The sequence below is a fragment of the Aerococcus sp. HMSC10H05 genome, from assembly GCF_001806975.1.
GTDB classification, from domain to species: domain Bacteria; phylum Bacillota; class Bacilli; order Lactobacillales; family Aerococcaceae; genus Aerococcus; species Aerococcus viridans_B.
The window spans coordinates 19,599-32,324 of sequence record NZ_KV786977.1; the positions used below are offsets into that span (position 1 = coordinate 19,599).

The 12,726-nt window shown below is 36.6% G+C and carries 14 protein-coding genes; 4 read left to right on the top strand and 10 right to left on the bottom strand.

Going from position 1 to position 12,726, the window contains the following annotated elements:
- Positions 1 to 10: 10 nt before the first annotated feature.
- Positions 11 to 1,444 carry an NADP-dependent phosphogluconate dehydrogenase gene (gene gndA, locus HMPREF3116_RS04225; protein WP_070467939.1) on the bottom strand — a complete coding sequence of 478 codons (1,434 nt, stop codon included), beginning with the start codon at positions 1,442 to 1,444 and terminating at the stop codon, positions 11 to 13.
- A gap of 240 nt (positions 1,445 to 1,684) precedes the next feature.
- Between gndA and HMPREF3116_RS04230 the strand changes: the two genes are divergently transcribed.
- On the top strand, positions 1,685 to 1,855 hold the full coding sequence (locus tag HMPREF3116_RS04230) for a MerR family transcriptional regulator (protein WP_083272757.1): 171 nt from the start codon (positions 1,685 to 1,687) through the stop codon (positions 1,853 to 1,855).
- 108 nt (positions 1,856 to 1,963) lie between these two features.
- Here the strand turns inward: HMPREF3116_RS04230 and HMPREF3116_RS04235 are convergent, their stop codons facing one another.
- The 8 genes from HMPREF3116_RS04235 to HMPREF3116_RS04270 all read right to left on the bottom strand — a co-directional run bounded on the left by HMPREF3116_RS04235 (position 1,964) and on the right by HMPREF3116_RS04270 (position 9,932).
- Positions 1,964 to 2,458 (bottom strand): thiol peroxidase, encoded by a 495-nt coding sequence (locus tag HMPREF3116_RS04235; protein ID WP_070467941.1) that lies wholly within the window; start codon positions 2,456 to 2,458, stop codon positions 1,964 to 1,966.
- A 95-nt stretch (positions 2,459 to 2,553) separates the two neighbouring features.
- Positions 2,554 to 3,771 carry a tRNA uracil 4-sulfurtransferase ThiI gene (gene thiI, locus HMPREF3116_RS04240; protein ID WP_070467942.1) on the bottom strand — a complete coding sequence of 406 codons (1,218 nt, stop codon included), beginning with the start codon at positions 3,769 to 3,771 and terminating at the stop codon, positions 2,554 to 2,556.
- A 13-nt stretch (positions 3,772 to 3,784) separates the two neighbouring features.
- A complete protein-coding gene (locus HMPREF3116_RS04245) occupies positions 3,785 to 4,930 on the bottom strand; it encodes a cysteine desulfurase family protein (protein WP_070468012.1) in 1,146 nt (381 codons plus the stop codon).
- A gap of 157 nt (positions 4,931 to 5,087) precedes the next feature.
- Positions 5,088 to 6,803: a septation ring formation regulator EzrA gene (locus HMPREF3116_RS04250; RefSeq protein ID WP_070467943.1), complete on the bottom strand. Its 1,716-nt coding sequence runs from the start codon at positions 6,801 to 6,803 to the stop codon at positions 5,088 to 5,090.
- 285 nt (positions 6,804 to 7,088) lie between these two features.
- The gene (rpsD, locus tag HMPREF3116_RS04255) at positions 7,089 to 7,700 is read right to left on the bottom strand and encodes a 30S ribosomal protein S4 (protein WP_070467944.1); all 612 of its coding nucleotides are present in this window, start codon (positions 7,698 to 7,700) and stop codon (positions 7,089 to 7,091) included.
- 222 nt (positions 7,701 to 7,922) lie between these two features.
- Positions 7,923 to 8,612, bottom strand: coding sequence for a 5'-methylthioadenosine/adenosylhomocysteine nucleosidase (locus tag HMPREF3116_RS04260; protein WP_070467945.1), 690 nt, complete (start codon positions 8,610 to 8,612; stop codon positions 7,923 to 7,925).
- A gap of 27 nt (positions 8,613 to 8,639) precedes the next feature.
- Positions 8,640 to 9,377, bottom strand: a complete 738-nt coding sequence (locus HMPREF3116_RS04265) for a hypothetical protein (RefSeq protein ID WP_070467946.1) — start codon at positions 9,375 to 9,377, stop codon at positions 8,640 to 8,642.
- A 12-nt stretch (positions 9,378 to 9,389) separates the two neighbouring features.
- Positions 9,390 to 9,932 carry an NUDIX hydrolase gene (locus HMPREF3116_RS04270; RefSeq protein ID WP_070467947.1) on the bottom strand — a complete coding sequence of 181 codons (543 nt, stop codon included), beginning with the start codon at positions 9,930 to 9,932 and terminating at the stop codon, positions 9,390 to 9,392.
- A 240-nt stretch (positions 9,933 to 10,172) separates the two neighbouring features.
- Between HMPREF3116_RS04270 and HMPREF3116_RS04275 the strand changes: the two genes are divergently transcribed.
- From HMPREF3116_RS04275 to HMPREF3116_RS04285, 3 genes are all read left to right on the top strand, one after another.
- On the top strand, positions 10,173 to 10,808 hold the full coding sequence (locus tag HMPREF3116_RS04275) for a 5-bromo-4-chloroindolyl phosphate hydrolysis family protein (protein ID WP_070467948.1): 636 nt from the start codon (positions 10,173 to 10,175) through the stop codon (positions 10,806 to 10,808).
- A 12-nt stretch (positions 10,809 to 10,820) separates the two neighbouring features.
- Positions 10,821 to 12,026, top strand: a complete 1,206-nt coding sequence (locus HMPREF3116_RS04280; protein ID WP_070467949.1) for a toxic anion resistance protein — start codon at positions 10,821 to 10,823, stop codon at positions 12,024 to 12,026.
- Between the two features lie 102 nt (positions 12,027 to 12,128).
- Positions 12,129 to 12,374 carry a GlsB/YeaQ/YmgE family stress response membrane protein gene (locus HMPREF3116_RS04285; RefSeq protein ID WP_070467950.1) on the top strand — a complete coding sequence of 82 codons (246 nt, stop codon included), beginning with the start codon at positions 12,129 to 12,131 and terminating at the stop codon, positions 12,372 to 12,374.
- A 139-nt stretch (positions 12,375 to 12,513) separates the two neighbouring features.
- Here the strand turns inward: HMPREF3116_RS04285 and HMPREF3116_RS04290 are convergent, their stop codons facing one another.
- Positions 12,514 to 12,726 (bottom strand): cold-shock protein, encoded by a 213-nt coding sequence (locus tag HMPREF3116_RS04290; RefSeq protein WP_070467951.1) that lies wholly within the window; start codon positions 12,724 to 12,726, stop codon positions 12,514 to 12,516.

The window sequence follows — 12,726 nt, forward strand, 5'->3', positions numbered from 1 at the left end:
AAACCCAAAATTAAGCATCAATTTGTTCTTCTTTATCCCATAATAAGTGGTAAGAACCTTCAGCATCAACACGCTCATAGGTATGTGCTCCAAAATAATCACGTTGCGCTTGAATAATATTTGCTGGCAAAGTTTCTGAACGGTAGCTATCATAGTATGATAGTGCTGATGTAAATCCAGGAACTGGAATTCCTGATTTAATTGCTTCAGCTGCTACTTCACGAGTTGCTTGTTGGTAATCTTTTGCGATATCCATGAAGTATTCGTCTAGTAAAATATTTTCTAAGTCAGCATTATTTTCGTAAGCATCCATAATTTTCTCTAGGAAACCTGCTCGTATAATACATCCAGCACGGAAAATTGCTGCGATTTCCTTATAGTTCAAGTTCCAATCATATTCCTCTGACGCTGTACGGTATTGGTAGAAACCTTGAGCGTAAGACATAATTTTAGAGAAGTATAGCGCTTTACGGATTTTTTCAACGAAGTCTTCCTTGCTACCTTCAAATGTTGTGTTTTCTGGACCAGCTAATACTTTAGAAGCACGTACACGTTGGTCTTTCAATGCTGAAATGTAACGCGCGTAAACTGACTCAGTAATTGTTTGTAATGGCACACCAACATCAAGTGCAGATTGAGAAGTCCATTTACCTGTACCTTTATTACCAGCTCGATCTAAGATCACATCAACCATTGGTTTACCTGTTTTTGGATCATGTTTAGTTAAAATATCTGCAGTAATTTCAATTAGGAAACTGTCCAATTCACCAGTATTCCACTCTGCAAAATACTCAGCAATTTCTGTCACAGGTAAGTCTAAATGACGACGTAATAAATCATATGTTTCAGCGATTAATTGCATATCACCATATTCGATACCATTGTGAACCATTTTTACATAATGACCAGCGCCATTAGGACCAATGTAAGTTACACATGGCTCGCCATCACTAGGTGCTTTAGCAGCGATTTGCTTCAAGATTGGTTCCACAATATCATATGCTTCTTTAGGGCCTCCTGGCATTAAGCTAGGTCCTTTAAGAGCACCCTCTTCACCACCAGAAACACCCATACCAATGAAGTGGATACCAGAACCGTCAATTTCATTAGAACGACGAATGGTATCTTGGAAGAATGTATTTCCTCCGTCAATAATCACATCATCTTTGTCTAATAATGGCATCAATTGACTGATTGTTGCATCTGTTGCTTTACCTGCTTGTACCATTAATAAGATACGACGAGGTTTTTCTAATGAGTTCACAAACGCTTCCATAGTCTCAGCAAAAACTAAGTTTTTATCTGGATTTTCATCAACAACAGCTTTTGCTTTGCTAGTAGTACGGTTAAATACAGCAACCGTATAGCCACGGCTTTCAATATTCAATGCTAAGTTCTTGCCCATTACGGCCATTCCGACAACACCAATATGTGCTTCAGTCATTTATTTTCCTCCTTAAGGTAACAACTTGATGATAAAACCTTCTCATATAGTATCAAATAATCTCATAATTTAAAAGTATCTCATCATAATCATAGTAAATTTCACGCTTATTTTTAGCGATTATTCATAATTCATCTCTCATTATACCACTATCTTGAAAAAAAACATTGATAGGATACCAGAAGAAAGGCGTATATTTTTGTGTTATAATAATTGAGAATAAAAATGAGGAGTTTTAATATGCGTAAAGGTCAAAAGAAACATCAACCAGAAAAACGTGGCTTCGATAAAATGTACGATAAAAAAGATAAGAAAACGGGTAAAATCTTTACTTGGATAATGTTAATCCTTCTGTTATCATCAGTCGTTTTATCTTTAGGCTTTGCACTATATAGCTACTTTGGTTTATAAATCATTTGAATAAAAATAAAGGGTCTACAACATAGCATCGTAGACCCTTTTTATTTATTATGATCATTTCACTAGTGATAATTGTAACCGACTAAGATATGATTCTTTTTATGCTAAACCGTCAACTGCTTGAATAGCACTTTCATAGTCAGGTTCGTTTGTTACCTCGTTTACAATTTCTTTATAAACAACTTTACCTTCACTATCAATAACGAACATTGCCCGTGCTAACTTGCCTAATTCTGGTAAGAAAATACCGTAGTCTTTACCGAATGCTGCTGCATCGTTTAACATACGCATGTCTGAATCATTTTCAGCTTTCCAGTTAGATAAAGATTCGTCAGTATTCATAGATATTGTTGCAACTTCTACGCCCTCACCAGCTTGTTTAGCATAGTCGCTGATGCGATTTGATTGGATAGAACATACAGATGAGTCAATATCTGGTACAACGGATAATAAAAGTACTTTGCCAGCAAAGTCTGCTTTACTTACTTTGCCACCATTTACTTCATTCACCTCAAAATCAGGTGCCACTTGGTTTACTTCTACCGGAGTACCTTCTAATTCTACAACTTCGCCTTTAAATGTAACAGTTGCCATAATGTTAATTCCTCCTTTGATTGATTAGCTTCAGTCTATCAATAGTATAACAATAACTTTAATAAGAACTCAATTCAAAAGGGTTAGCTCTTACATTATAATAAGTCACTGAAGGCTTCCGAATCTTCCTTGCTGCGTGAACCAGGCATAATTTTCTCTCCCATAGCTCCTTCAACAGCCCGTTGTACCAAACCTTCGATATCTAATTTCGCTTCGTAGTAGGCAATATCATCTAATTTTGGCTTGGTTTTAGGTGATGGTGGTGCAAAGACAGTACAGCAGTCTTCAAATGGTTGAATAGATAAATCAAAGGTATCGATTTTTTGTGAAATATCAATGATTTCTAGCTTATCCATAGATACAACCGGACGAATCACGGGTGTGCTCGTCACCTCATTGATAGCAAACATTGATTCTAATGTTTGTGACGCCACTTGGCCAATCGATTCACCGTTTATAATCGCTAAGCCATTGTATTGTTTACGCAATTCATCTGAAATCCGCATCATCATCCGGCGGGTAATGGTCATTAAATAAGCTGGGTTCACATGCTCTTTAATGGCTTCCTGGGTTTCCGTAAATGGTACTTCTACAAAATTGATCCAACCGCCAAATTTAGTTAATTTTTCAGTTAAATCTTTAGCTTTATTTAGAGCTTGTGGACTTGTATAGGGAGGTGAAGCAAAGTGGACGGCTGTAATTCTAATACCACGTTTCATAGCTAAATAACCAGCAACCGGTGAATCAATGCCGCCAGAAAGCATCAAAACAGCATTCGCTGATGTCCCTACTGGTAATCCGCCTGCTCCATTAATCCACTCAGATGAAACCAAGAAATCATTTTCGCGTACCTTTACTCGAATAGTTAAATCAGGTTTCTTCATTTGGACTTTTAATTCAGGAAATTCTTCTGCTAAAAAACCACCTAATGCTTGATTCACATCGTTTGTATCCATTGAATAATTGTGGTCTGAACGAGAGGTCGCCACTTTAAAAGATTGCACGCCATTTTTAGCGATTTCTGCTTTCACTAATTTTATGGCAGCTTCTTTTAATAAATCAAAATCACGCGCTAATTCAATAGCTGGTGAAAAACTTTGTATACCAAAGACTTTCTCCAAACCAGATAAAACTTCTTCCTGAGGCGCACCATTTAACTCCATGAACATAAAGTCATGTTGTTGATTGATCTTAATGTCTGGATACTCACTTAAAGCTTCACGGATATTCTTCGCTAGCGTCGACACAAAATTTCGCTTGTTTTTCCCTTTAGTTGATAATTCACCATAGCGAATCATGATTAATTCTTTCATACTACCTCCTAGATTATTGAATACGTTCAAATTTCTTCATTAGTTGACTATAAACTTCAATAAAGCGATCTACTTCTGCCATAGTGTTTTCCTTACCAAAACTTACACGAATAGCTTGTTTAGCCCAAACTGGATCAACCTTCATCGCACCTAAGGTTGATGAAGTATTATTCACAGCTCGGCTTGAACAAGCACTAGTTGTAGAGACGATAATATCTTCATCTTCTAAAGCATGAACCATTACTTCCCCTCTAACACCTTTTAATGCAAAGCATAATACATGTGGCGCTGCATCTCCTGGACTAAAAACTTGTACAAGATCTGTGTGTTGCGCTAAAAAGGTACGTAATTTTTCTTGCATTGCATTTTCTTTTGTTTTTACTGCTTTCGCTTCGGTTAAAGCCATTCGAAGTGCTTTTGCTGTTGCTACAATCCCCGCTAAGTTTTCTGTTGTTGATCGTTGGCCCATCTCTTGACCCCCGCCATCCAATAGATGACTGATTACACGATTTTGTTTTTTATATAAAATGCCGATACCACGAGGTCCATTAAATTTATGGGCAGAAAAACTCATCAAATCCACTCGTTTATGAATAAGTGGTTTTTCGAAAGTGCCCACACTTTGAACACCGTCAACGTGGAAATGGATAGTTGGATATTTTTCTAATAAATCACCAATTTCAGTGATAGGTTGGATCGTACCAATTTCGTTATTTACAGCCATTACAGATACAAGTATCGTATTCTCTTGAATAGCTGCCGCTACATCTTCAACATGGACTTTTCCTGATTTGTCAACTGGTAGATAAGTAATATCAAAGCCATCTTGGTGCAATGCTTCCATCGTATTTCGGACAGATGGATGTTCAACACCAGAAACAATAATATGTTTGCCATGATATTTAGCTTTTTCCATAGCTGTTCCTTTGATGGCCCAATTATTCGATTCTGTGCCACCAGAGGTAAAGAATATTTCTTGCGACTGTGCTCCAAGTAAGTCGGCAACTTGTTTTCGTGCAGAATTTAATAGTTTAGCTGATTCATTTCCCAACTTATGCAAACTAGATGGATTACCATAATAATTCTGCATGACTTGTATCATCGTTTGTAATGCTTCCGGCGCAATTTTAGTAGTTGCGCTATTATCAAAATAAATCATTTCTGCCATGGTCGTTCCTTCCTTTTTCCCTTTTCAACTCTTAACATATTATAGGCATATATCGCAAAATGCAAGTAACTGAATTAAAGTCTTTATTTCTTAGACAAACCAATCAAAAACAAAGAGACCGAGCATATATCTCGGTCCCTATAAAAAATTATCGTACTTGATTTTCTTGATCATATTGTTGAATGATTTCTTGTCTAGCGCCTGGTTGAATGAGATCAACTGCTTGGGCGATATTTTCAAAAGCATCCTCATATAAAAATTCTTTATCAAAAAGGTAATAGGTCCGTTCAATTACCTCATTCAACTCTGGATGTTGTGGGCGGAAACGATTCGCGTATTGAATAGCATTTTCAGTTAATTGTGCAGCACGTACTTGCTTTTCAGTTTCATCATCTAAGTACTCAATACCTTTTGCAATTTGATCAGTAAGTTTTTCAATCTCTAACATATCTAATTTGACACGGTTTAGCAATTCTGATAAATGATCAATGCGATCACTTGTATCAAAGAAATAATCTAAGTAATCATCTGTTAAACCTGGCAAATGGTGAATCTCTACTGAACGCTTAATATTACGTAAATCCAATTCAAACATGTATAAATCATCACGCGCATCACGTTCTCTTTGACGTAGGTTAGCTAAAGCAACAACGATTGCTGACTGCCCTTTATCAATTTCTGTTAATTGATCATAGATTTCTCGATAACGTGCTTCCATGTCTGAATAGGCAATTTGATGTTCAGCTAATTGATCATCCGTTGTTTTTAGTAGCTCTTTTTGTCTTTCTATTTGATCAGCATACTCTTGCATTTTGCCCATTTCATTATCATATAACAAATAGTTTTGAGATACACGATCAATTTCTAAAGCCCCATAGCGGTTGCTTTGTGTAACTTGCTCCAAGCGACGTTGCACAGCTCCTTGATTTTTTCCAATATACTCTCTAGAAGCGATCTCTTTCTCCATTAAAGTATATGTGTGATCAATCTGTACGCCTGCTGCTTCCATTAATTCAGAAGCTTGTGTTAAATCTGCATCTGAAACAGCTCTTTTAGCTTCTACGACTTTCTTTTCAGAATTGGAAATTTCTTTAGGTATGTCCACATCAATAGGAAATTGGAAATGCTCCTCTTCCATATGCGCAAAACCTTGTTTCATATCAGCAACTTGTTCCACATACTCTTCATTTAACTTAGTATATAGATCTGGAATTTTTTCCATCATTTGTTCCAGCTCATTCAAGTCGGCATCAATTTGTACAAGTACTTCTTGTGCACCTAAGAAATCCCCGTCATTCATTTGTTGGTGGTATTTCGTAAAATCAAGCTCAATATAAGCTAAATGGTGCTCCAAGGTTTCTAGTGCATCGCCAAATTTATAACCATGTGCTAATAATTGCTTCCGTAAAGCAGCATAACGGTCATATGTTTCTTCGTGTTTGTCTTCCGATGCTTTCTCACTAGCTAGTATTTCAGTTAATCGGTCATTAATACCACTCACTTCATTTTTTGTTTCTTCAAGAATGGTTTCTACTTCATCAGCTACACTTCTCGCTTTAACGATATTATATTTATCCGTATAATCTTGGGCAGATACTAACGCTGCCTCAATCTCTGGCAAACGAAAACGAGTGATTGTTTGCCATTTGGCTTGCTCACTCTCATAAACTCTACGCGTTGCTCCTGATACATTCTTGTTGCGTAATGTATATAGCTTGTCCGCTACCGGTGTAGACATAATCTCTTGCTTTTGCTCATCTAGTTCAATATTGGCTTGTGTCTGTTTACGTCCTAGGTAATAAATGAGTCCGTAACCAAGTAATACCAAGATAATTAAGATTAATAATGCTATTAAAAATGGCACACGCACGCCTCCTTCTATCCGTTGATATTTTCATAAAATTTTTAAGAGTTATTTAATCCCTATATTATCACAATTTAAGTAAAAAAAATATGCGTTATATTAAAATAATACTTCAAATAAGAGGTGTGAATATTGTATTTCAGATGTTGTTATCATAAAATACCATTAAACTTTTTAAAATTATGGTAGTGCTTTCATATAGTATCTAACGACAGAAATTACATTATTTAAATAAAAAAAGCCGGAACAATGTCCCGACCCTTTTCAGTAACAAATCATCTAAAATTAGATTAATTTGTTGTAGTATTCAACGACTAGAGATTCGTCGATTTCTTGGTTCATTTCGTCACGTTGAGGTAAACGAATTAAAGAACCTTCTAATTTTTCAGCGTCGAATTGTACGTAAGGTACATGACCGTATAAACCTTCAACTGCTTCTTTAATTACTTTAATGTCTTTAGATTTTTCACGAACAGCAATTACTTGACCTGGTTGAACGCGGAATGATGGGATATCAACTCGCTTACCGTCTACAGTAATGTGACCGTGATTGACTAATTGACGCGCTTGACGGCGAGTAGTCGCTAAACCTAAACGGTAAACGATGTTATCTAAACGTTGTTCTAGTAATATCATGAAGTTAACACCATGTTTACCTTCTCTGATTTTACCAGCTTGAACGAATAAGTTAGCAAATTGTTTTTCACTCAAACCGTAGATGAAACGTAATTTTTGTTTTTCTTGTAATTGTAAGCCGTATTCAGATAATTTAGCACGACGACCATTACCATGTTCACCTGGCGCATATGGGCGACGAGCGATTTCTTTACCAGTACCTGAAATTGAGATACCTAAACGACGAGAAACTTTCCAGTTAGATCCTGTAAAACGAGACATTATATATTCCTCCATAAAAATAAAATTTTGGAGTAAAATAACCTTTTAAATTGACCGCATTCGTGCATTTCACCTTAGCGTTTTCGTCTTCTGCAGCCGCAGACTACTTGGCTTACTGCCTAAAGTCAGTGGTTGAAATGTTGACGAGCTTGCTTCAATTTTGCTGCATTATTTTACACGCCTTTCATCATACCATTATTCTTAAATTCCGTCAATAGGAAGTTAATTTAGGTGTTTGAGGTAGCTCAAAGTGACCTTCGCAGCATTCTGTCCAGCCGTTACCACAAATTCATCAAAGATAACATTCGCGTCTTGTTGCGCTGTGTCTGAAATAGCTCGAATAACGATACAATCAATCCCAAACTGATTTGCCACCTGAGCAACCGCTGCACCTTCCATTTCGGCACATTGCGCACCTCTAAAAGTTTGATACAGGCTGCTCACCTTATCTACATCAGCAATAAATTGATCACCAGTTAAAATTAACCCTGGCGTTGCTGTTAATTCTGTTTCATGATAAGCATCTAGGAATCCTTGAATCAAGTTTTCAGGTGCCTTATAACGAGCTGGCATCGTAGGTACTTGTCCTAATTCATAGCCAAAGGCACGTGCATCCGCATCATGGTACATCGTAGCTTCTCCAATGATAATGTCTCCTATTTGACGGTCGGGAGAAACAACACCTGCTGAACCTGTATTAATGATTAAATCTGGTTGCCTTTGTGCAACTAAAGTTGTCGCAATTGCTGCATTGACCTTTCCTATACCACACCGTGCGACAATTAAGTCATGGCCCTCATAGCTAGCAGTCCAAATTTCTGTTGGCCCTACAACTTCACTAGTCGTTAATCCAAGGTGTTCCTTATAGTAACCAATTTCTTCTTCCATTGGGCAAATAATTGCTACTTTCATCTACTCAGTCTCCTTTATTCGTAATATCTACACATAAAATGCGATAATCGTTAAAACGATTACCCCTATTGTTAACAAAACGATAGTGATATTTAGGAAGCGGTCAATTTTTGTCGCCCCAAAGAAATGTCTTTCTTTCTTTGCTTCCTGGTCAACAGACACTAAAATATCGCCGTCTTTAACCCCATCGTCCATTGGTTTCTCAGTCACGTAAGCATTCTCTTGATATTTTGTCTTAGTACTGATCTCTTCATTTGTTTTTTCATCTATTTCTTCGGATGGTCCAAATAATCTTTCTTTAAATGAAAGCCGCTCTTTCTTTGTAGCCGTTTCTTTAACCGGGTGTTTGTCTGAATGGTCTTGCATTGATTTGGCAGTCGTTATTACATGATCATCTGGGGTCGACCACTGACTTTGATCAACCGTTTCACGCCCAACGGAAGCTGGTTTAACTGACTGTGTTTGCTGCCTTTCCTTTTCATAAAGCGCTTGGTTTAACATATCCGCTGAAAATTTTCTAGGTGCATCCAGATCTTCTTCTCGTTTAAATACCTTTCTATCACTTGCGCTTGCATTACGGTTAAAAGCCGCTGACTTAAGGTGGCGTACATCACGCGTAGTATTGTTCCGATTAACATTTAATGGTTGTTTACTTTCTTGAATACCATCAGTCACTTCACCGCCCGTCTTATCAGCCTTGTCTTTTTTATTTTTTAAGGCCCGATACTGGGCACGTGTTAACTGCTGTTCATCATCTGGCGTCATATATGTCACCTACTATCCTTGTAATTTCATAATTTGCCAATATTGAATGGCGTAAATTGTCTTCATATCTGTAATTTCACCTTTGGCAATGGCTGCTTTTGCTGCAGTATAATCTAAGTATATTAATTCGATATTTTCATCATCGTCTTGTGCTGGCGGCTCTGGTAAGTCATGAACTTCTTCGCACATATACATCTGAATAAATTCATCGTTATAACCTGGTGTTACATAAAAACCATCCAGGGCCTGCCATTTTTCACCAGCCATACCCGTTTCTTCAGCAAACTCCCGCTTAGCTGCTAATAATAAATCTTCACCTGGATCTACCAAACCAGCAGGCACCTCTAAACTAACAGCTTCTATCCCTTTTCGAAATTGTCGTACTAAGACAATTTGTTCATCCCGCAAGGCAAAGATACCTACTGCTGGACCATGGAAAATAAGTTCTCGAGCAGCAAGCTCACCATTTTGTAAAAGAACTTGGTGCTTCTCTAAGTTTAAAATTTTTCCTTCATAAAGCGTCTCTTTACGAATCGTTTTTTCACCAAATGTCATCCTAGTCAACCTTTCTGGAGTTTGATATTTCCCGTATATCCCTTTATATTTTAGCATTTTTATCTAAAGTATGGGTAAGAAGGAGGAATTTTAGGGATTTATTTACTTTTTAGGACATTACGATTATTTACCTACTATTGTATATAAATAGCTTTGCGTTTTTAAATAAGACTAGAGGCCGATGTTGCATTTAGGCATATCCCCTATAATGAATATAAACCATAAAAGGAGTGACTAGACATGTACCGCCCACTTCGATACATCGCCAAATTAGGCCAATATCCATTATACTGGCCCATGAATTTACCTTTGCTTACACTATTACTAATACTTGATGCTCCGTACTATCAAATCGCTTTCTGGATAATTGCTTTATCATTTTTAGTATTTATTGTTAAAAATAGCTTTTGTTCAAATATAGCAGCTAGTAAAGATTACCATGGAAGATATAGACTAGGACGCATACCCAAATCAAGGAAACAAATTTATGATTCTGCTAATTTAACTGATCAAGAAATTCAATTTTTTCGGTCCGAAATGGCAGAAAGCTTAGCACATATTGAAACGATATTAAACTTTGAAAATTATAATACACATTTAAATATGGTGTTTAAGCGCTATGACATGAGTATCCTATTAAAAAGCTATTTTCAAGCGATTACCCTAGCGCCTTATCGTTTAAGCCAGGCAAGTGACTTCCTTTACCAAATTTTACCTAATTTGGAGAATGTCCTTAAGCAATACACTAATATTAACCAAGAAATGCATCGCTCGCCAAAGAAAATCCAAGCATTGACGAACTTACGTGAAGAAATCGCTAATCTAGCTGAACAAGCACAAGAATCATTCGAACATTTTATTCAAGATTCCAAATAAAGGAGAATTATAATGACAGAAGACAAAAAACAATCATACAGTCAAACAGCCCATTTATCTAAATCAGTGGATGATCTGATTGCTAATCCCTTCCGAGATGCGAATTTAGCTAACCCTCCCTTAAAAAATATCACCAATACTAACGATGAAACGAGTATCGAACAAACTATTTACCAACAACTATCAAAAGACCGCCAAGACCAAGCAAAAGCCTTATCTGAAAAAATTGATGCCAGTGATAGTCAATCAATCGTTTCATACGGTGCCATGGCACAAAAGGAAATCGGAGACTTTTCACATCAGATCATAGCTCAAGTTCAAAACCAAGATTTAGATGTTGTAGGTGAACAACTAAGAGCGTTGCTATCCCGGTTAAATGATACTGATCCTAGCCAGTTAGCGAATCAAAATCAAAGTCGAATCCAACGTTGGTTTAAGAAACAGAAAGCTTCATTATATGAAATGAACGCCAAGTATCAAAAAGTAGGTTACCAAATTGATGAGATTGCTAGTCAATTAAACCGTCAAAAGAATGGCTTATTAAATGATAATTTACAACTTGAAAGTCTCTATCAACAAAACCTTGAGTTCTTTGAAGCTTTAAATGTATACATTGCTGCCGCACAAATCAAAGCAGATCGCTTACGCCAAGAGGAACTCCCCTCACTAAAAAACCAAATCACAAGTGACCATGATCAAATGACTATCCAAAAGATTGCTGATTTAGAGCAATTTATAAATCGTCTAGAAAAAAGAATTTACGACTTAGAGCTAACACGTGAAATTACTATTCAACAAGCTCCGCAAATCCGTCTCATTCAAAATGCTAATCAAAACTTAGCTGAGAAAATTCAATCTTCAATTTATACGGCAATTCCTTTATGGAAAAACCAAATTGCTATCCAACTATCACTGTATCGTCAAAAAGATGCATTGGATGCCCAAATTGCCGTTACAGATACAACTAATCAATTATTAACAGAAAATGCTGAATTATTAAAACAGTCTTCTCTTGAAACAGCTAGACAATCTGAACGTGGTGTAGTAGACATTGATACCTTGAAACACTCTCAACAAAAATTGATTGATACGATTACAGAAACTATGCAAATTCAAGAAGAAGGTCGCGCAAAAAGACTACAAGCAGAACGAGAAATGGTACAAATGGAAAGTGAGTTAAAACAACATTTATTAAATAGCAGTTCAAAAAAATCATAATGTTATCTAGTTAAGGGGTTATCACTTCATCCGTCTTCTATCATATGTTATAATATATGCATGGACAAGAGGTCCTAAACAAAATGAAATGGAGGAATTATTATGGGCTGGTTATGGTCTTTAATCGTCGGTGGACTTATTGGTTGGGGTGCAGGTGCTATCCTAGGTAAAGATGTTCCCGGAGGCATTATTGGTAATATTATCTGTGGTATGTTAGGTTCATGGGTAGCTTCTACTTTCTTACAAGACTTTGGTCCTGTAATTGGTGGATATGCAGTTGTCCCTTCACTAATTGGATCTATCGTATTAATTTTAATATTAAACTTTATTTTAAAACGTTTAAACTAGTATAACGACTCAATAATAAAGGGCATTGAACAATTTCGTTCAGTGCCCTTTTTCTATGTATTAAACAATCAAAAATATATCAGAAAAATAGCGGCGCAACATTTAATTCGTCGCTACCGCTATCTTATTCGTATGCATACTAAGCTAATTCAATATTGACTGCTTGAGGTCCACGTTTCCCTTGAGCAATTTCAAACTGTACTTTTTGACCAACTGCTAATGAAGGTTGATCTAGGTGACGCAATGCTGAAAAGTGCACGAAGATATCATCTTCTTCTGGAAAGTCTGGTAACTCAATAAAACCAAAGCCTTCTTTTGCATTAAAGTTTTTTACAATGCCGTAATAGGCCAT

What these genes read in the sequence shown, in the direction of transcription:
- gndA (WP_070467939.1), bottom strand. Translation starts at nt 1,444, where the DNA reads ATGACTGAAGCACATATTGGTGTTGTCGGAATGGCCGTAATGGGCAAG.
- HMPREF3116_RS04230 (WP_083272757.1), top strand. Translation starts at nt 1,685, where the DNA reads ATGCGTAAAGGTCAAAAGAAACATCAACCAGAAAAACGTGGCTTCGAT.
- HMPREF3116_RS04235 (WP_070467941.1), bottom strand. Translation starts at nt 2,458, where the DNA reads ATGGCAACTGTTACATTTAAAGGCGAAGTTGTAGAATTAGAAGGTACT.
- thiI (WP_070467942.1), bottom strand. Translation starts at nt 3,771, where the DNA reads ATGAAAGAATTAATCATGATTCGCTATGGTGAATTATCAACTAAAGGG.
- HMPREF3116_RS04245 (WP_070468012.1), bottom strand. Translation starts at nt 4,930, where the DNA reads ATGATTTATTTTGATAATAGCGCAACTACTAAAATTGCGCCGGAAGCA.
- rpsD (WP_070467944.1), bottom strand. Translation starts at nt 7,700, where the DNA reads ATGTCTCGTTTTACAGGATCTAACTGGAAAGTTTCTCGTCGTTTAGGT.
- HMPREF3116_RS04260 (WP_070467945.1), bottom strand. Translation starts at nt 8,612, where the DNA reads ATGAAAGTAGCAATTATTTGCCCAATGGAAGAAGAAATTGGTTACTAT.
- HMPREF3116_RS04265 (WP_070467946.1), bottom strand. Translation starts at nt 9,377, where the DNA reads ATGACGCCAGATGATGAACAGCAGTTAACACGTGCCCAGTATCGGGCC.
- HMPREF3116_RS04270 (WP_070467947.1), bottom strand. Translation starts at nt 9,932, where the DNA reads ATGACATTTGGTGAAAAAACGATTCGTAAAGAGACGCTTTATGAAGGA.
- HMPREF3116_RS04275 (WP_070467948.1), top strand. Translation starts at nt 10,173, where the DNA reads ATGTACCGCCCACTTCGATACATCGCCAAATTAGGCCAATATCCATTA.
- HMPREF3116_RS04280 (WP_070467949.1), top strand. Translation starts at nt 10,821, where the DNA reads ATGACAGAAGACAAAAAACAATCATACAGTCAAACAGCCCATTTATCT.
- HMPREF3116_RS04285 (WP_070467950.1), top strand. Translation starts at nt 12,129, where the DNA reads ATGGGCTGGTTATGGTCTTTAATCGTCGGTGGACTTATTGGTTGGGGT.
- HMPREF3116_RS04290 (WP_070467951.1), bottom strand. Translation starts at nt 12,726, where the DNA reads ATGGCCTATTACGGCATTGTAAAAAACTTTAATGCAAAAGAAGGCTTT.